Raw genomic sequence first — 18,147 nt, forward strand, 5'->3', positions numbered from 1 at the left:
GGATAATGGCTTGGGTTAAGGTTGGGTGTATGTACTATATTATTATGTATATACACCCAATTATCTTGTTTTTTAGGAAACACCTACAAGGTATTATCCTATATTATCGGAGCGAACGTTAAGTATTCTATTAGTACTTTTTTTTAATAGTAATATAAATTGAGGTGAGAACAATGATTTTTGAAAGTCATGCACATTATGATGATGAGAAATTTGATATTGATAGAGATGATTTATTGGAGCGTCTGCCAAATGAAGGTGTAGAGTATATAATTAATGTTGCTGCCAATATTGATTCTGCTTATAAATGTGTTGAAATAGCAAAAAAATATGATTATATATATGCAGCTGTAGGTGTTCATCCAGATGACGTAGAAAATATGAAAAAAGAAGACCTAAAGATAATAAAAGAATTATCAGCTTATGATAAAGTTGTAGCTATTGGAGAAATAGGGCTTGATTATTATTATGAGAATTCTTCAAAAGAACTTCAGAAGTTGTGGTTCAGTGAGCAGATAGAAACGGCAAAAGAATTAAAATTACCTATAATAGTACACAGCAGAGATGCAGCAAAAGATACAATGGATATAATTAAATCAACTGATGCAAAACAAATTGGTGGAGTAATACACTGTTACTCAGGAAGCAACGAATTAGCACAGGAATATGCTAAAATGGGATTCTATATTGGTGTTGGCGGTGTTGTAACCTTTAAAAATGCTAATAAGCTAAAAGAAGTAGTAAAAAAAATATCTATTGATAACATTTTAATCGAAACCGATTCACCATATCTAGCACCAGTACCTAATAGAGGTAAAAGAAATGATTCAAGCAACCTAAAATATGTTATAGAGCAAATTGCAGAGATAAAAGATATGTCTTACGAGGAAGTATTAAAAAGTACTTATGAAAATGCAAAAAAACTATTTAGAATAAAATAGATAGTTTTAGGGTTAAGCCATAATAAGTATTATGACTTAACCTATCGTGCTAATTACTTTTTTCTATGTCTGACATTAACTCCACTAATAGTAAATCAATTTGTTTAGACATTTCTATTATATCAGTATCAATAGTAAGCTTGCTATTAATTTGATTGATGATATTGGATAGATTTTCGGTTACTCGATAAATTATTTCAGTACTTTGCATAGAAGGCACCTCACTTAACTTTTGATCTTATTAATAGGAATTTGAATAACTTGATAATTGAATCTAGCCTGTTGATATTTAAGTAATTATAGGTAATAATATGTGCGAACAAGATAATGAAGTAGTACAAAAATAGTGGTTAATATTTTATTATGTAAAAATAAATTAGTTTATATATATATTCTATCATATAAATCGAATATATAAAGAAAAAAATGTAAATTTTTAAAAAAACTCGAAAAATTAATTATTTTTATATGTTTTGTTTAGGATTTAAACTAAATGACACCATTATACAATATATAGTATAGAATACAATTAACTAACCGTATATGTTGTTTATAATTGTAAAATAATGGAATTATTATAACTATAATTAGTAATAAAATATATTTACAATTAGTAAAACATGTAACTATTCAATATATTAATGAATTATTATCAAAATACTTAATTAATTCCATAAATAACACAAAAAATAATAAAAGAGGTGATTTATATTATAGAACCAATTGCTTCTCCCAAAAGAACCATTGAAATAGTAAAAAAATATGACTTTGCATTTCAGAAGAAATTTGGACAAAATTTTCTGATAGATTCTCATGTACTTAATAAAATTATAACATCTTCAAATATAAACAAAGAAGATGTAGTAATAGAAATTGGTCCAGGAATAGGAAGCCTTACTCAACAATTAGCTGAAAATGCAAAACAGGTAATAGCAGTAGAAATTGATAAAAAGCTTATACCTATACTAGAAGATACTTTAAGTGACTATAATAATATTACAATCATTAATGAAGATATCTTGAAAGTAGATATAGTAAAACTAGTAAAAGAAAAAAATGATAATAAACCAATAAAAGTCGTTGCCAATCTTCCATATTACATTACAACCCCTATAATAATGGGATTGTTTGAAAGTAATGTTCCAGTAGATAGCATTACAGTAATGGTACAAAAAGAAGTGGCAGACAGAATGAAAGCAAAACCTGGGACTAAGGATTATGGAGCACTATCTTTAGCTGTTGGGTATTATAGTGAACCTTATATTGTTGCCAATGTACCGCCAAACTGTTTTATGCCAAGACCTAAAATAGGTTCTGCTGTAATCAGATTAACAAAACATAAACAACCCCCAGTAGATGTTGTGGATGCCAAATTATTATTCAAGATCATTAGAGCATCGTTTAATCAAAGAAGAAAAACACTTATTAATGGACTGTATAATAACTTAGAGGGTATGTTTGAGAAAGACCAATTAAAACATGCTATAGAAAACATTGGATTAAAACTTAATGTAAGAGGAGAAACACTCAGCCTAGAGGAATTTTCTAATTTAGCTAACGAATTATATAAATTAATAAAATAAAATGAATCATTAATTATACTAAAACCTCCCTAACATAAATATAAATGTATTAAGGGGGTTTTAATGTGCAATCAAATAAATATAATCGGCAGGTAACAATGCTTGAACAAGAAGATAAAGGATACGTTTCTATAGAAAATAAATCTTATGGATATTGTAAAATTGAAACAAGAGGTAATAAGTGTAGAATAAAACTATCTGTAAATGGACTTATAAAAACAAACCAGTACGTTTATAAAGCGTGTCTTATAAAAACTACAGAAAGCAGTAGCGATATCATACCTATAGGTGTTATAGAATTAGACAATAATAATTATGCCAGCTTAAATATAAATACTGTTACTGATAACGTAATGAAAAAAGATATACCAATCAATGATATTTCAATTATAGCTATAATGTGTAAAGAAAATGACAACAAATATAAATTTCCTTTAGTAGGATATATAAAAGAAATAGGTTATACATGGAAAAAGAATATTAATATAGATAGAAAAATCAATAACCAGTCAAGAATAGAAAAACCACAAATTAATAAAGATATTAAGACTGAAAAAAATAAAGTCATTGAAACAAAATCTAACGATACTATTAAAATAGATACTGATAACTCCAAAACAGATACAATTACTACAAAAACAAATATTATAGATTATTCTCAAACAAAAAAACAAAGTAATGAAATAAACAATGATCCAAAGATTGATGAAACTAAAGTAACCATAGAAAATACTAACACTAGCGTATATAATAAGGAATCAGAAAGGGATAAATCGATCGAAATTGATGATATAGGAAACCAAACTTTTGATATAATAAAAGAGCATTTTGATAAAAATGAACTGACTAAAATATATGATAATATATTTAAGGAATATCCAAAAATGAAACCATTTGAGGGGAAGTATTCTAATATAGAGTGGATTCGTATAGAACCTGCAGATATTATATATTTTCCTATAGAATCCTGGTTGCTAACAAATAATACATTTTTACTCAATGCATATAGAAAATATAAGCATCTTATACTTGGAAGAGATATGGATTGTGACAGAGGAAAACCATATTTCATACTTGGAGTACCTAGTATATACTATCCAAAGGATAAAGTAGCTGCATATTTCTATGGATTCAAAGATTTTGTATGTTGTTCAGGAGCCAAAACAAAATCCGGAGAATACGGATATTGGGTCAAGGAAATAGATTATTCAATGTAATTAAATTGTAATGCTATTGACATAGAAAATACACATAAAAATGATAATATAATTATGAAAACTATCCCCCCTTTTATTTATGATAAATTTACATATTTTTATCCTACCGCCGTGGTAGGATTTTTTTTGCAAAAAAAAACTACCATTTCAAATTATACAGTAGTTTATTCATATAAATTATACATTATAATGAGTATAGGTACTACCTATGCAACTCTGAGCTATATTAAATAATGAAATTCCTCAATTAGTAGCAGTTTTAGCTCTAACATTCCTAAAATAATAACTAACATAGCTAGAAAGAGCAATCAACTCTAAAATTATTGCTATGAACATAACTGTAATACTTATAAAATGTTCAGGCAAAACAATTATTAAAAATATAGCAATTGAAAATGTTACAGTTGCAAGCTTACCAAATTTGTTAGATGGTATAACGGTCTTTTCTTTTCTAAAATATAAGAAAATACCTGATAAAACTAAACAAGTCTCTTTAATTAAAATTATGAGCAATACCCAAATAGGTACATATTTTGAATAATATAAACACCCTAATGTAGTTACTAGCATAAGTTTATCAGCTAAAGGGTCCAAGACTATTCCTACAACTGAAATCACATTGTATTTTCTAGCAAGATACCCATCAAGAAAATCAGTAAGACTAGCAACTAAGAATATTATTAAAGCATAGATATGAGCATTCTCCACCGATGAAAAGAAAACTACAGGAAATAGTGGCACAAGGAACATTCTAATTATGGTTAGGATATTTGGTACATACTTCATTGTTATTCCCCCTTGTTAATTGCATAATCTATAATTAATACGATATGAATATTATATATAAAAGATAAATTCTAGTCTATAGTTTTAACTATATTAATTATTTTTTTTGCAACTTAACATTAAAAAAGAATATTATTACTATATAATAAAGATTATTTATTAATATGTGCCACTTTTAAATCTATTTTTTTCTAATAGTTATATCTCCCATATCACAGTCAACATTATAGTTCCCTTCCTTGGAAGAAGTAGGGAAATCAGATTTTATCTTTCCCATAGATACATTTGTGGATATAATTGAATTATCATTATCATATAGGTCTACCTTAATACTTCCCATATCAGACGAAATACTAAAAAAATCTAATTTTTGTTTGAAAGATGCTGTTATAGCGCCCATATCTGATTCTAGATCACAATTATCTATCTTACTGTTTGATATGATGTTGATACCGCCCATATCTGCATTGACAGTACAATCCTTAATAGTGTTATTGGATTCCATATATATAACACCACTGCTAGAAGATATATTCAATTTATCAACTTTGGCATTATTATAATAATTTATTTTTCCCATTGAACTAGTAAGGATAACTGATTCTTTGTAATTAGCTAAAGTAATGTCTATTTTCCCTAAACTGGAAGTTATATCAATGTTTTTGACATCAGAGAAAAATTCGCTACTATTAATTTCTCCAAGATTATTATTGATATATAAGGTATCTAATTCAAAATCATTAGGAACGTAGACTGTAATATCGTTTGTATAATTACCTTTGTTCATGCTCCCAAAGAAATTTTTGGTAACTATTCTTTGAGTAATATCTAAAGTATTATTGTTTACATCTATATTGTAGTTGATAGCATAATTATTGTTTTTTGGTTTGGTGTATGTATACTCAACTTTTATATTCTTTCTATCTTCTTTCTTAAAAACGATTATAGCTACATCTGTCTTCAGAGATATTTTATCTACGTCTTCACAAGGAAAATTATCTACTAAGGTATCACCTGTTTTATTGTAAATAGTATGATCGTAATTATTAATTATAGAATTGTGTGTACTTTCTTCTATGAAGTCTTGAATTATATCTTTAACTTGGTTTGGTACAAAAGGTAAGTTTTGTAACCAGTCATAATTATTTCTATTATTATCAGTAGTATAGTCATGATTGTTGTTATTACTATAAAATGGATTAAATCCAAAAGTAATTATTGCAATGATACCAAAAAAAGATACTACTAATGTTATTGATAATATTATAGCCATATTTTTAAGCTTTTTCATAGCTATCCCTCCTAACAATTAGCTTGTTCCACTCAATATATTTTGTAGTAAAACTAGCATAGAGTTTCATTAACATGAGGGTTCCTATTATGATAAGTCCTCCTGCACTCGCTAAAAATATGAAGAGTAGAAATCCTAAAAATGGATGAGTTATTATATCATAAGGTATTGCAATATACATCATTGGTGATTGAAAAACACAAGCAATCAATACAACTACGCTTGATAACACTAATGCTATTCCAACAATGAAAAATGATGCTAACACAGCCCAGCAAGCTAAATAGAGTCCTATCATTATTAAGTTGAAAAAAATCATTCCAATCAATATTCCTATTGAATACTTCCTTCCAGTTCTATTAATCGTCGTTCTAGTAGTGTCTGTGGAATAATTATTCTTCTCGCTTGTATGTAAATTAGGAATGTATCCAGCTGCAATTGTCTCTGGATTACCAAGTTCATTAGATATTTCTTCTTCTGTTTTTCCATCAGATAATCCTGATTTGAAGTGTTCCTCATAGTCATACATAATATCTCTACGTTCATCATATGGAAGAGATTCAAGCAGGATATCCAATTTTTTTAAATACTCATTCTTATTCACTTATATCTTCCTCCTCAATTAAAGAATTAACACTTGAAACAAAGTCATACCACTCATTACTTAGTTCTTCTTTGGCTTCATGGCCTTTTTTAGTAAGTGTATAATATTTTCTGGGTGGTCCTTCCGTAGATTCTTTGAGATAAGTTTCAAAATAATTCTCTTTTGTTAATCTTCTAAGTAAAGGATAAATAGTTCCTTCTGATATTCTTACATTATTGGATATCTTTTTGACTAACTCATAACCATAATAATCATCTCTTGAGAGTAAAGATAATACACATAACTCTAATACGCCTTTTTTAAACTGTATATTCATATATTAACCTCCCATAACATTAACCGCTCAAAAAAGTAATAACTTACGAGTTTTTATAATGCCGGATTATAGTATATCACACACTACCTAATAATGCAAGGTACTAAACAAAACTTTCTTGTGTGCTATGTATTATAGTATTTTGGTTATGTTGATATATATATAGGAAATAAATATTTCTGAGTAGATCAGAACAAGCCTGTAATATCACGATATGTATAAATTAATAGAAATAAGTCTATCATTTATATAATAGGTATTTGGATAGCTTAATCAAGCAAAAATAGAAATAAATTCTTGACAATTATAATCAATTCGGATATACTTTGATTATCAAAGTATTTGCGACACAAATAAATAGGAGATAATGATATGAAAAATGTTAGAATCATTGGAACAGGTAGTTATTTACCCGATAATATAGTATCAAATGATGATCTATCCTCCTTTGTTGAAACAAGTGACGAATGGATTAGTAGCCGTACAGGTATTAAAAATAGAAGAATTACAACTGGAGAAGGAACAACGGATTTAGCTGTTAACGCTGCAAAAAAAGCCGTTGAATCTTCTAAGGTAAATCCTAGTGATATTGATTTAATACTAGTAGCTACTATTTCAGCCGATAATTTTACTCCATCGACTGCATGTGAAGTACAAAAAGAAATAGAAGCTGATAATGCAATGTGTTTTGACATTAATGCGGCATGCTCAGGTTTTATTTTTGCACTTAATACAGCAACAGCTTATATTAAAGCGGGTCTAGCCAAGAACGCATTAGTGATTGGAGTGGAAGTACTTTCTAGGTTGACAGATTGGGAAGATAGAAGAACATGCGTATTATTCGGTGATGGATCTGGAGCAGTTGTATTAAGTGAATCACAAGAAGAAGGAATCAGTAATTTTGAGTGTAAATCTTTAGGTAAATTAAGTGAATACTTAGTATGTGGAGGTAGTGATCTTAAGAATCCTTATGTTAATAAAGAGTCACACAAATATATAAAAATGAATGGACAGGAAGTTTTCAAATTTGCATGTAGCTATGTACCTAAGGGTATAAAAAATGTAATTAAAGAGTCTCCATATGATATAGAAGACATTGACTATTTTATATTACATCAGGCTAATGAAAGAATAATCAATTCTATAGCAAAAAGATTGAAAATAGACCAAGAAAAGATTTACAAAAATATTTCTTCATATGGTAATACATCGTCCGCTAGTATACCTATTGCTTTAGATGAAATGTTTAAGAAGAACATATTGAAAAAAGGTAATAGAATTATTATCGCTGGTTTTGGCGGAGGACTTACTTATGGAGTTGCTATGATAACAATCTAAAATAATATAAAATTAACTAGGAGGAAATTATAATGGATTTTGAAAAATTAAAAGAGGTAGTAATTGATCAACTTGATGTTGAAGAAAGTGAAGTAACATTACAAGCTAAATTCATAGATGATCTTGGAGCAGATTCTTTAGATTTATTTGAATTAGTTATGGCTATAGAAGAAGAATCTGGAGTAGAGATTAAGAATGAGGACTTACCTTCAGTGATTACTGTACAAGATGCATTAGACTACGTAAAAAATAATCAGTAACAAAGATTTATCATAACCAATCTGGGGGCACCCGATTGGTTTAAATTTTAAGGAGTGAAAAGAGTGAAATCTGAGATTTGTAAGATGTTGAATATTGAATATCCAATATTTCAAGGTGCTATGGCTTGGATAGCAGAGTATAACTTGGTTGCTGCAGTATCTAACGCAGGAGGTCTTGGGATTATAGCAGGAGGAAATGCTCCTTGTGATGTTGTTAGGGAACAAATAAGGAAAACAAAAGAACTAACTGATAAACCATTTGGAGTTAATATAATGCTTCTTTCACCATTTGCAGATGAAATAGCTCATATGGTATGTGAAGAAAAGGTAGCTGTTGTTACAACTGGAGCAGGAAACCCTGGTAAATACTTAGAGAGTTGGAAAGAACATAATATAAAAGTAATACCTGTAGTTCCTTCTGTTGCATTAGCTAAGAGGATGGAAAGATCAGGTGTTGACGCAATCATTGCTGAAGGTTGTGAATCAGGAGGACACGTTGGGGAATTGACAACTATGGCACTCTTACCTCAAGTTGTAGATGCAGTTGATATTCCTGTTATTGCTGCGGGAGGAATAGGAGATGGCAGAGGCATAGCTGCTACTAAAATGTTGGGAGCAGATGCTTTTCAAATAGGAACCCGATTCTTAGTTGCGAAAGAATGCGTTGTACATAAGAATTACAAGGAAAAAATTCTAAAAGCTAAGGATATTGATACACGTGTAACAGGTAAAGTTACGGGGCATCCTGTAAGAGTATTAAAAAATAAATTCTCTAGGAAGTTCTTGCAGTTAGAAAAAGAAGGCGTCAGTGTAGAAGAATTAGAAGAGTTAGGTACTGGCAAACTAAGATTAGCTGTTGTAGATGGAGATGTAACAAATGGTTCAGTAATGTCTGGTCAAATAGCTGGTATGATCAATAAAGAGCAGACATGTAGTGAAATCATACAAGAACTTATTATAGATGCTAATAAGGTTATTGAAAATATAAGAAATTAAAACCAATTAGTTTGATATATTGAAAGGAATGAAAACCATGGGAAAAACAGCTTTTTTATTTCCAGGTCAAGGAGCTCAATATCTTGGTATGGGAAAAGAAATAGCTAATAATTATGAGAGCAGTAAAAAAATCTATCAAATTGCTAGTGAAGCATTAGGATTTGATATAGAAGAAATATGTAATGAAAAAGAAGATGTTCTTAATAATACAGAATATACACAACCTGCAATTCTAACTACTACTATTGCTATTTTAGAAGCTGTAAAAGAACATGGGTTCAAAGCAGATGTAGTTGCTGGATTAAGCTTAGGGGAATACAGTGCTCTTGTTGCCAATGAGGCAATGGATTTTAAAGAAGCGGTATGTCTTGTAAGAAAAAGAGGAAAATATATGGAAGAAGCTGTACCAGAGGGTAAAGGCTCTATGGCAGCAGTTCTAGGTTTAGAGCCATGTACAGTAGAAGAGATATGTGACGGTATAGATGGAATGGTTATGCCTGCCAATTATAATTGCCCAGGACAGATTGTAATTGCAGGAGAAGTAGAGGCTCTAAATATTGCTTGTGAAAAATTAGAAGAAGCAGGAGCAAAACGAGTAATTAAGCTTAATGTAAGTGGACCTTTTCATACCCCTATGCTTAACTCAGCAGCAGAAAAACTAAAAAAAGAATTAGAAGACATTAATATTGTGAAAAATAGCATACCGTACATAACCAATGTAACAGCGGATTATGTTGATGATTATAATAATGTTAAAATTCTTTTAACAAAACAAGTTGTCTCTCCAGTAAGATGGGAAGAGACAATCAATAGAATGATAGATAATGGTGTGGATACATTTATTGAAATAGGACCAGGAAAAACACTATCCTCTTTTGTAAAGAAGATAGATAGGACCAAGAAAATAGTTAACATACAAGATATGAAGACATTGAGTAAGGCGATTAAATTAAGGTAGAGGGTTAGTATTAGAATCCCAGAGAAAGGATGATAATTGATGGATAAGGTTGCTATAGTGACTGGAGCTTCAAGAGGAATAGGTAAAGCAATAGCCCGTAGATTGGCAAATGATGGTATAATAGTAGCAGTTAATTATAGAAGTAGTGAAGAAGAAGCTCAAAAAGTAGTAGCAGAGATTACTGCAGATGGTGGTAGAGCCAAGGCATATAAAGCTGATGTAAGCAATTTTGAAGATGCAGAGAAGTTAATATCAGAGGTTAAAAAGGATTATGGAAGAATAGATATCCTAGTCAATAATGCAGGAATAACAAAAGATATGTTGATGCTTAAGATGACGGAAGTAGAATTTGATGATGTAATAAGAGTTAATCTTAAGGGAACATTTAATTGCATCAAACATGTTAATAGGACTATGTTAAAACAAAAATCAGGTAGGATAATAAATATTTCATCTGTTATTGGTGAGATAGGTAATGTTGGGCAGGCTAATTATGCAGCATCAAAAGCAGGGATTATAGGACTTACTAAATCAATGGCTAAAGAATTAGCTACAAGGAATATAACTGTTAATGCTGTTGCACCAGGTTTTATAGAAAGTGATATGACTGATATATTAACAGACAAAATAAAAGACCAGATTCTATTAAATATACCTATGAAACGTATTGGTAGAGCCACTGAAGTAGCAAATGTGGTAGCTTTTTTAGCTTCCGATGAAGCAAGTTATGTTACAGGTCAAGTAATTAATGTAGACGGTGGAATGGTTGTTTAATTACATGAAAGGAAGGTAAGCATGAAGAGAAGAGTTGTCATAACTGGATTAGGTGTTATTACACCTATTGGAAATAATGTAGATGAATATTGGAATAATCTAAAAGCAGGTAAAATTGGATTTGGAGAGATTACTTCATTTGATTCAAGTGAATATCGAGCAAAAATAGTAGCTGAAGTAAAAGATTTTGAAGCTAAGGATTATATAGAAAGAAAAAAAGCTAAGAGAATGGATAGATTTACTCAATTCTCTATTGCAGCAGCTAAAGAAGCCATAGATGATTCAGGTCTTGACTTAGAGAAGGAAGATGTTGAAAGAATAGGTGTTATCGTAGGAACTGGTGTTGGTGGATTAGGTTCAATTGAAAAAGAAGCACAAAAATTATTAGCTAAAGGACCTAACAAAGTTTCTCCTATGTTCATACCAAAAGTAATTACTAATATGGCAGCAGGTAATATCGCTATTCAATTTGGATTAAAAGGAGTATGTACTAATGTAGTTACAGCATGTGCTACTAGTACTAATACTATAGGTGATGCTTTTAGAACAATACAATATGGTGATGCAGATGTTATGGTTACAGGTGGAACAGAAAGTTGCATAGTACCTCTTGGAGTTTCAGGGTTTACAGCTCTTCAAGCATTAAGTAGCAGTGAAGATCCTACAAAAGCATCAAGACCATTTGATAAAAATAGAGATGGCTTTGTTATGGGAGAAGGATCAGGAATTGTGATTCTAGAAGAATTAGAACATGCCAAGGCTAGAGGTGCTAAGATACTAGCTGAAGTAAAAGGATATGGAGCTGCTTGTGATGCTTATCATATTACTGCACCAGCACCTGGGGGAGAAGGTGCTGCAAGAGCCATGAAATTAGCTATAAAAGATGCAGATATCAAACCAGAAGATGTATCTTATATTAATGCCCATGGAACAAGTACTGAATATAATGACAAATTGGAAACAGCTGCTATCAAAACAGTTTTTGACAAGTATGCTTATAAAGTTCCTATCAGTTCAACTAAATCAATGATAGGACATTTACTTGGAGCAGCTGGAGCAGTAGAGATTGTTGCATGTGTAAAAACAATATTAGATGGATTTGTACATCCAACAGTAGGATATACAACACCAGATGTAGAATGTGACTTGGATTATATTCCAGTCAAGGGAAGAAATATAGATGTAAAATATGTTCTTTCTAATTCTCTTGGTTTTGGTGGACACAATGCATCATTAATCATAAGTAAATATGAGGAATAAACTTCACCAATGATTTTAAATAATAGTGTAAGGAAGTGATGATTCTTGAAATTTGACAATATAAAAGAACTAATAAATTTAGTTAGTGAAAAAGGGTTAACACGTGTAGATATTGAAAAAGATGGCTGTAAGATATCCATAAGAAAAGAAAAAGAAGTATTAATGACATCAAACCCGGAACCATATGTACAAAAACCAAATACAAGCCAGACTGCTAACCTTAATAAAGAGACTGTACAAGAAAACGACAACCATAAAGTAGACATAGAAGATAAAAATACAGTAACAATTAAATCACCTATAGTAGGAACATTTTATAGTGCGCCAAGTCCAGATGAAGACGATTACGTTAAAGTAGGAGATAAAGTATCAAAAGGTAAGACTCTATGTATTATAGAAGCTATGAAATTAATGAATGATATAGAAGCTGAGGTTTCAGGTGAGGTTGTAGATATATTAGTAGAAAATGAAGAGATCGTAGAATATAATCAGCCATTGTTCAAAATTAAACCATAGATAATTTATTACTTGTATCGAATGCATTTATGACTTTTTAAAACGATAATTATGAAAGGAATAGATTGTTATGTTAGATGCTGTAGAAATTCAAAAGATTATTCCACATAGGTACCCATTTTTACTGATTGACAGAATAACAGAAATAGAACCAGGTAAAAGGGCAATAGGCTATAAAAATGTCACAATGAATGATTATTTTTTTGCAGGACATTTTCCAGAAGAACCAGTAATGCCAGGAGTACTTATTGTTGAAGCTCTTGCCCAAGTGGGAGCAGTTACTATGCTTAGTTTAGAAAAATTCAAAGGTAAAACAGCATATTTTGGCGGCATAAATAAAACTAAAATAAGACGAAAAGTTGTACCTGGAGATAGATTGGACTTGGAAATAGATATCATAAAACAAAAAGGTCCAGTAGGAGTAGGAAAAGTAGTAGCATCTGTTGATGGTGAAATAGCTGTTACTGGAGAATTAACTTTTATTGCTAAATAGTTTATAAAAGTTAGTAGAAGTAGAGGTGAATTATGTTTAATAAGATTCTGATTGCTAATAGAGGAGAAATTGCTGTAAGAATTATTAGGGCCTGTCGAGAAATGAATATTCAGACAGTAGCAGTATATTCTGATATTGACAAAGAAGCTCTTCATACACAATTGGCAGATGAGGCTATATGTATTGGACCAGCACCAGCCAAAGACAGTTATCTAGATATTAAAAGGATAATTAGTGCAGCGATTGTTACAGGTGCTAATGCAATACACCCTGGCTTTGGATTCTTGTCCGAGAACAGTAAATTTGCTAAGGTATGTGAAGAATGCAACATTACATTCATAGGTCCAACAGGCGATATGATGGACAGAATGGGTAATAAATCAAAAGCCAGAGAAACAATGATCGAAAATAATATACCAGTTGTACCTGGTTCAAAAGGTGCTGTAGAGGGTATTGAAGAAGCCATAGAATTAGCAGATAGTATAGGCTATCCTGTCATTATCAAAGCATCCGCCGGTGGTGGTGGAAGAGGTATGCGTATTGCAGGTAGTAGAGAGGAATTAGTTAACTCCTATAAAACTGCTAGTGCAGAAGCAAAGAGTGCTTTTGGTGACAACACTATGTATTTGGAAAAATATGTAACTAATCCTAGACACATTGAATTCCAAATATTAGCTGATAATTATGGTAATACAGTACATCTAGGTGAAAGAGATTGCTCCATGCAGAGAAGACATCAGAAGGTTCTCGAAGAATCACCTTCTGCAGCTATTAACGATGAGCTTAGAAAAAAAATGGGTGAAACAGCTGTTAAGGCAGCTAAGTCCATTAATTATAAAAATGCTGGTACTGTAGAATTTTTATTGAGTGATAGTGGAGAGTTCTATTTTATTGAGATGAATACAAGAATTCAAGTAGAACATCCAGTTACAGAAATGGTTACAGGTATAGATTTGATAAAAGAACAGATAAGAATAGCTAACGGGGACAAATTAAATTATACCCAGAAGGATGTCAGGATAAAAGGGCATGCAATTGAATGTAGAGTCAATGCAGAGAATCCTAGTAAGGGATTTAGACCATCTCCTGGAGAGATTAGTTTTCTACATATGCCTAGTGGAAAAGATATTAGAGTAGACAGTGCCATTTATTGCGGTTATAAAATACCTCCAACATATGATTCAATGATAGCTAAATTGATTGTTTACGATAAAGACAGAAACAGTGCCATAAAGAAATTAAATAGTGCTATCGGTGAATTTATTGTTGAGGGAATAGACACTAATATAGATTTTCAATATGACTTAATAAATAACGAGAGTTTTATAAAAGGAAATTACAATACTTCTTTTATAGAAAAGTTAATGGAGAAATAGATAACTTAATGAGGTTATTCTTATATAAGAGAATAACCTTGCTAAGATATAGAATACACAACGCCTAGCTTATTATATACTAAGAATAGTAAAGGGTAATATTGCCTGCTTTAAATGCTATTTATAAAAGTAAGTTTGCCATTTCCCTAGGTTCAATATTACCTTTTACTATTTATTAGTATAAAAGACAATGATAGTTACAACCAAATAAACCATTAAAGGGGTATATGTATGAAAGAATTATTTAAAAAGAAAAAATACATTAAATTACCTATAAAGACAGCTGTAAACGGAAAAAAACAGTATAATGATATGAGTGATCCATCAGTACCTACTGGTAAGTGGATTAAATGTAATAATTGTGGAGAGATAATTTACAGAGATGATTTTGAAGAAAAAAATCAAATATGTACCAAATGTCATAAGCATTTTAGGATGGATAGCCAATCAAGGATATCACAAATTATTGATTCGGGTTCTTTCAAAGAACTAAACACTAACATGGGAACGAAAAATGTTCTGGATTTTCCAGATTATTTAGATAAGATATCCTCATTACAACAGAAAACTGGTCTAAAGGAAGCGGTAGTAACAGGAGAAGGCAGAATAAATGGAGTAAAAATTGTCATAGCAGTTATGGACAGCCGATTTATGATGGGAAGTATGGGAGAAGCTGTAGGTGAGAAAGTAACTAGAGCCATTGAACATGCAACTAGTAAGAAATTACCAATTATTATATTTACAGCTTCTGGTGGAGCTAGGATGCAGGAAGGAATAGTATCCCTTATGCAGATGGCTAAGACGTCTTCAGCATTAGCTAAACATAGTGAAGCGGGACTATTATATATAACTGTACTTACAGATCCAACTACTGGTGGAGTTACAGCTAGTTTTGCCATGCTTGGAGATATAATTCTAGCGGAACCTGAAACATTAATAGGATTTGCTGGGGCAAGGGTAATAGAACAAACTATAAATCAAAAATTACCAGAAGGATTTCAAAAAGCTGAATTCTTACTAGAGCATGGATATATTGATATGATCGTAGAAAGAAAAAACATGAAAAATACATTATTCAAATTGTTAGAGTTTCATCAAAACTAACATTTGGTAATAGGAAAACTTTGTAAGATAAAAAGATAGAAAAAGCATTTATATTTTTAATTAAAATTATATTTGAAGAGGTGTTTATTATATGAACCCATGGGAAAAAGTTAGCATAGCTAGAATGGCAGAAAGGCCTACATCAGAAGACTATATTAGGCTTATATTTGATGATTTTATAGAACTTCACGGAGATAGATTATATAGTGATGATAAAGCTATAATAGGCGGAATTGGTTTGCTTGAAGGAATACCTGTAACAGTTATCGGTCAGCAAAAAGGACGTTCAACAAAAGAAAATATAGATAGGAATTTTGGAATGCCTCATCCTGAAGGATATAGAAAAGCACTTAGGCTTATGAAACAAGCCGAAAAGTTTAATAGACCAATAATATGTTTTGTAGATACTCCTGGAGCATACTGTGGATTAGGAGCAGAAGAAAGAGGTCAGGGTGAAGCTATTGCAAGGAATTTATTTGAAATGGCTAGACTGAAAGTTCCTATCATATCAGTCGTAATCGGTGAAGGCGGTAGTGGTGGAGCTTTAGCTCTAGCGGTATCAGACAGGGTTTGGATGTTGGAGAACTCTATATATTCAATATTGTCACCAGAGGGATTTGCTAGTATTCTATGGAAAGACAGTAAAAGAGCCAAAGAAGCAGCTGAAGTAATGAAGATAACCGCTGAAGATCTATTAGAATTGGGTATCATTGAAAAGATTATTGAAGAACCTGACGGAGGAGCACATAATAGTTTTCACCAAATAAGTATAGAGTTAAAAGATTGTTTCATGAAAGAGCTAGAAGTATTAAAAGGACTAGATGAAGAACTATTGATTGAAAATAGATACAATAGATATAGAAAACAAATTAAACAATAAATAGTAAAATAATATGATGAAACATAGATGAATACAGGCAATTATTATCTAGATTTATGTCATAAAAAATAGTATAATATAGGCAAGAAATTTCTAATTAAGTATAATCATAATCTAATTAGAATTTCTTGTCTTGTTTTATAATAGGGTGAATATAGTAACGTTGAAGGGAGAATAATAATGGCAAAGAAGAAGAAAAAAGACACAAAAACATTAAAAGCACTAGCTATATTTGTTTTGGTTATAGGAGCAGTATACTTAGGTCTTACACTAGGAAAAGGTGCTTATAAATCAGATACTATTACTAAAGATAATAATGAGAACAATACTATTACTAAGGAAGAAAATGTTAATAAGGGAAAAACTGATAATGAATTAGGTGAAACTAATTCTGTATCTGAAATTAACCCAGAAAAAGAAATAAAACCAGAACCAGAGGTTAAACCAGAATCAGAAGAAAAGTTAGAGACAGAAGAGCCTAAGGTGACAGATGAAGAGAAAGATATTGATGAAGAAAATTCTTCTGAACAAGAAGATATCAAAGAAGAAAATAAGGAAACACCTCAAGGAAGTGGTACTGAAGATAACTTTGACATGAATGTTGATGCTTCTACCTTATCTAATAAAGGATACAGCTGGAGTTTCAAAAGAAATAAAGAACACAAAAAGGTAACTGGATATAACAAGTTTGATATTGAACAATATGAAGGTTACTATATTGTAGATACTGATGAAAAAGTTATCTACTTAACATTTGATGAAGGTTATGAAAATGGATATACACCTGCCATACTTGATACACTAAAGGCTAATGATGTAGAAGCAACTTTTTTTGTTACAAAGCCTTTCATTAAGAATAATGTAGAGTTAGCAAAAAGAATGAAAGATGAAGGTCATATAGTTGGGAATCATACTGTACATCATAAAAGAATGTATGAATTGACAGACGATGAAATTAAGTATGAGATAGAAGAAACAGCTAGATATTTTGAAGAAATGACTGGATACAAGATGGATACTTTCTTCAGACCACCAGAAGGAGCATATAGTGAAAGATCACTTTGCCTAACTAGACAATTAGGATATAAGACAATTTTCTGGAGTATGGCTTATGCTGATTGGGATAGAAATAACCAAAAAGGTAAAGAATATGCTTACAATCACGTAATTAATAATGCTCATCCAGGTATGATTTCATTATTACATGCTGTATCATCATCTAATACGGAAGCACTTAATGATATCATTAAAACCTTAAAAGAGCAGGGTTATAGATTTGGTAATCTATACGAAATTGAATAAGGATTAGTTATAATAGTTCTTTACTATTTACAAAGCTATCTATATTATATATAATTTATGGTGTCATATAATAACAATAAATGATAGTAAACGTTACTTCATTTTTATAATTAATAAAAAACAAGGAAAGTTTCATACATTTTTGCAAATAA

At 30.7% G+C, this 18,147-nt stretch carries 20 protein-coding genes; 15 read left to right on the forward strand and 5 right to left on the reverse strand.

Annotated elements, in window-relative coordinates:
* The first annotated feature begins 173 nt into the window (after positions 1 to 173).
* On the forward strand, positions 174 to 941 hold the full coding sequence (locus N4A55_RS00280; protein ID WP_293753385.1) for a TatD family hydrolase: 768 nt from the start codon (positions 174 to 176) through the stop codon (positions 939 to 941).
* A 49-nt stretch (positions 942 to 990) separates the two neighbouring features.
* On the opposite strand, the gene N4A55_RS00285 is transcribed toward N4A55_RS00280, so the two are convergent.
* Positions 991 to 1,152, reverse strand: coding sequence for a hypothetical protein (locus tag N4A55_RS00285; RefSeq protein ID WP_293753386.1), 162 nt, complete (start codon positions 1,150 to 1,152; stop codon positions 991 to 993).
* Between the two features lie 499 nt (positions 1,153 to 1,651).
* Here N4A55_RS00285 and rsmA point away from each other — a divergent pair, with 499 nt between their 5' ends.
* Positions 1,652 to 2,524 carry a 16S rRNA (adenine(1518)-N(6)/adenine(1519)-N(6))-dimethyltransferase RsmA gene (gene rsmA, locus N4A55_RS00290; RefSeq protein WP_293753428.1) on the forward strand — a complete coding sequence of 291 codons (873 nt, stop codon included), beginning with the start codon at positions 1,652 to 1,654 and terminating at the stop codon, positions 2,522 to 2,524.
* Positions 2,525 to 2,589: 65 nt separating this feature from the next.
* Complete coding sequence (locus N4A55_RS00295) at positions 2,590 to 3,741, forward strand: DUF6128 domain-containing protein (RefSeq protein ID WP_293753388.1); 1,152 nt, start codon at positions 2,590 to 2,592, stop codon at positions 3,739 to 3,741.
* A 243-nt stretch (positions 3,742 to 3,984) separates the two neighbouring features.
* Here N4A55_RS00295 and pgsA read toward each other — a convergent pair whose 3' ends face one another.
* The 4 genes from pgsA to N4A55_RS00315 form a co-directional block, all read right to left on the reverse strand.
* Positions 3,985 to 4,527: a CDP-diacylglycerol--glycerol-3-phosphate 3-phosphatidyltransferase gene (pgsA, locus tag N4A55_RS00300; RefSeq protein ID WP_293753390.1), complete on the reverse strand. Its 543-nt coding sequence runs from the start codon at positions 4,525 to 4,527 to the stop codon at positions 3,985 to 3,987.
* Positions 4,528 to 4,708: 181 nt separating this feature from the next.
* Complete coding sequence (locus N4A55_RS00305) at positions 4,709 to 5,818, reverse strand: DUF4097 family beta strand repeat-containing protein (protein WP_293753391.1); 1,110 nt, start codon at positions 5,816 to 5,818, stop codon at positions 4,709 to 4,711.
* Entirely contained in the window at positions 5,805 to 6,422 is a 618-nt protein-coding gene (locus tag N4A55_RS00310; RefSeq protein ID WP_293753392.1) for a DUF1700 domain-containing protein, read from the reverse strand. Before N4A55_RS00310 ends, N4A55_RS00305 begins: the two co-directional genes overlap by 14 nt.
* Entirely contained in the window at positions 6,415 to 6,738 is a 324-nt protein-coding gene (locus N4A55_RS00315) for a PadR family transcriptional regulator (protein ID WP_293753394.1), read from the reverse strand. Before N4A55_RS00315 ends, N4A55_RS00310 begins: the two co-directional genes overlap by 8 nt.
* Before the next feature lie 372 nt (positions 6,739 to 7,110).
* On the opposite strand from N4A55_RS00315, the gene N4A55_RS00320 reads away from it, so the two are divergent.
* From N4A55_RS00320 to pdaA, 12 genes are all read left to right on the forward strand, one after another.
* A complete protein-coding gene (locus N4A55_RS00320) occupies positions 7,111 to 8,076 on the forward strand; it encodes a beta-ketoacyl-ACP synthase III (RefSeq protein WP_293753396.1) in 966 nt (321 codons plus the stop codon).
* 32 nt (positions 8,077 to 8,108) lie between these two features.
* The gene (gene acpP, locus N4A55_RS00325) at positions 8,109 to 8,336 is read left to right on the forward strand and encodes an acyl carrier protein (protein WP_113673049.1); all 228 of its coding nucleotides are present in this window, start codon (positions 8,109 to 8,111) and stop codon (positions 8,334 to 8,336) included.
* Positions 8,337 to 8,399: 63 nt separating this feature from the next.
* Positions 8,400 to 9,332, forward strand: a complete 933-nt coding sequence (gene fabK / locus N4A55_RS00330; protein WP_293753397.1) for an enoyl-[acyl-carrier-protein] reductase FabK — start codon at positions 8,400 to 8,402, stop codon at positions 9,330 to 9,332.
* Between the two features lie 37 nt (positions 9,333 to 9,369).
* The gene (fabD, locus tag N4A55_RS00335; RefSeq protein WP_293753398.1) at positions 9,370 to 10,290 is read left to right on the forward strand and encodes an ACP S-malonyltransferase; all 921 of its coding nucleotides are present in this window, start codon (positions 9,370 to 9,372) and stop codon (positions 10,288 to 10,290) included.
* A 39-nt stretch (positions 10,291 to 10,329) separates the two neighbouring features.
* Positions 10,330 to 11,064, forward strand: coding sequence for a 3-oxoacyl-[acyl-carrier-protein] reductase (fabG, locus tag N4A55_RS00340; RefSeq protein WP_293753399.1), 735 nt, complete (start codon positions 10,330 to 10,332; stop codon positions 11,062 to 11,064).
* A 21-nt stretch (positions 11,065 to 11,085) separates the two neighbouring features.
* Entirely contained in the window at positions 11,086 to 12,324 is a 1,239-nt protein-coding gene (gene fabF / locus N4A55_RS00345; protein WP_293753400.1) for a beta-ketoacyl-ACP synthase II, read from the forward strand.
* A 45-nt stretch (positions 12,325 to 12,369) separates the two neighbouring features.
* The gene (gene accB, locus N4A55_RS00350; protein ID WP_293753401.1) at positions 12,370 to 12,840 is read left to right on the forward strand and encodes an acetyl-CoA carboxylase biotin carboxyl carrier protein; all 471 of its coding nucleotides are present in this window, start codon (positions 12,370 to 12,372) and stop codon (positions 12,838 to 12,840) included.
* Positions 12,841 to 12,910: 70 nt separating this feature from the next.
* Positions 12,911 to 13,333, forward strand: coding sequence for a 3-hydroxyacyl-ACP dehydratase FabZ (gene fabZ, locus N4A55_RS00355; RefSeq protein ID WP_293753402.1), 423 nt, complete (start codon positions 12,911 to 12,913; stop codon positions 13,331 to 13,333).
* A gap of 32 nt (positions 13,334 to 13,365) precedes the next feature.
* Entirely contained in the window at positions 13,366 to 14,709 is a 1,344-nt protein-coding gene (locus tag N4A55_RS00360; RefSeq protein WP_293753404.1) for an acetyl-CoA carboxylase biotin carboxylase subunit, read from the forward strand.
* A 231-nt stretch (positions 14,710 to 14,940) separates the two neighbouring features.
* Positions 14,941 to 15,813, forward strand: a complete 873-nt coding sequence (gene accD / locus N4A55_RS16970) for an acetyl-CoA carboxylase, carboxyltransferase subunit beta (protein WP_293753405.1) — start codon at positions 14,941 to 14,943, stop codon at positions 15,811 to 15,813.
* Between the two features lie 91 nt (positions 15,814 to 15,904).
* Complete coding sequence (locus N4A55_RS16975) at positions 15,905 to 16,693, forward strand: acetyl-CoA carboxylase carboxyltransferase subunit alpha (protein ID WP_293753406.1); 789 nt, start codon at positions 15,905 to 15,907, stop codon at positions 16,691 to 16,693.
* Positions 16,694 to 16,873: 180 nt separating this feature from the next.
* The gene (gene pdaA, locus N4A55_RS00375) at positions 16,874 to 17,995 is read left to right on the forward strand and encodes a delta-lactam-biosynthetic de-N-acetylase (RefSeq protein WP_293753407.1); all 1,122 of its coding nucleotides are present in this window, start codon (positions 16,874 to 16,876) and stop codon (positions 17,993 to 17,995) included.
* Positions 17,996 to 18,147 lie beyond the last annotated feature (152 nt).

Source organism: Vallitalea sp. (assembly GCF_025211055.1).
Lineage (GTDB): Bacteria > Bacillota > Clostridia > Lachnospirales > Vallitaleaceae > Vallitalea.

Bases quoted from the DNA above. Each gene is read 5' to 3' on its own strand.
- acpP (WP_113673049.1), top strand. From the start codon at position 8,109: ATGGATTTTGAAAAATTAAAAGAGGTAGTAATTGATCAACTTGATGTT.
- N4A55_RS00280 (WP_293753385.1), top strand. From the start codon at position 174: ATGATTTTTGAAAGTCATGCACATTATGATGATGAGAAATTTGATATT.
- pgsA (WP_293753390.1), bottom strand. From the start codon at position 4,527: ATGAAGTATGTACCAAATATCCTAACCATAATTAGAATGTTCCTTGTG.
- N4A55_RS00360 (WP_293753404.1), top strand. From the start codon at position 13,366: ATGTTTAATAAGATTCTGATTGCTAATAGAGGAGAAATTGCTGTAAGA.
- N4A55_RS00315 (WP_293753394.1), bottom strand. From the start codon at position 6,738: ATGAATATACAGTTTAAAAAAGGCGTATTAGAGTTATGTGTATTATCT.
- N4A55_RS00305 (WP_293753391.1), bottom strand. From the start codon at position 5,818: ATGAAAAAGCTTAAAAATATGGCTATAATATTATCAATAACATTAGTA.
- fabD (WP_293753398.1), top strand. From the start codon at position 9,370: ATGGGAAAAACAGCTTTTTTATTTCCAGGTCAAGGAGCTCAATATCTT.
- fabZ (WP_293753402.1), top strand. From the start codon at position 12,911: ATGTTAGATGCTGTAGAAATTCAAAAGATTATTCCACATAGGTACCCA.
- pdaA (WP_293753407.1), top strand. From the start codon at position 16,874: ATGGCAAAGAAGAAGAAAAAAGACACAAAAACATTAAAAGCACTAGCT.
- accD (WP_293753405.1), top strand. From the start codon at position 14,941: ATGAAAGAATTATTTAAAAAGAAAAAATACATTAAATTACCTATAAAG.
- fabF (WP_293753400.1), top strand. From the start codon at position 11,086: ATGAAGAGAAGAGTTGTCATAACTGGATTAGGTGTTATTACACCTATT.
- fabG (WP_293753399.1), top strand. From the start codon at position 10,330: ATGGATAAGGTTGCTATAGTGACTGGAGCTTCAAGAGGAATAGGTAAA.
- N4A55_RS16975 (WP_293753406.1), top strand. From the start codon at position 15,905: ATGAACCCATGGGAAAAAGTTAGCATAGCTAGAATGGCAGAAAGGCCT.
- N4A55_RS00320 (WP_293753396.1), top strand. From the start codon at position 7,111: ATGAAAAATGTTAGAATCATTGGAACAGGTAGTTATTTACCCGATAAT.
- N4A55_RS00285 (WP_293753386.1), bottom strand. From the start codon at position 1,152: ATGCAAAGTACTGAAATAATTTATCGAGTAACCGAAAATCTATCCAAT.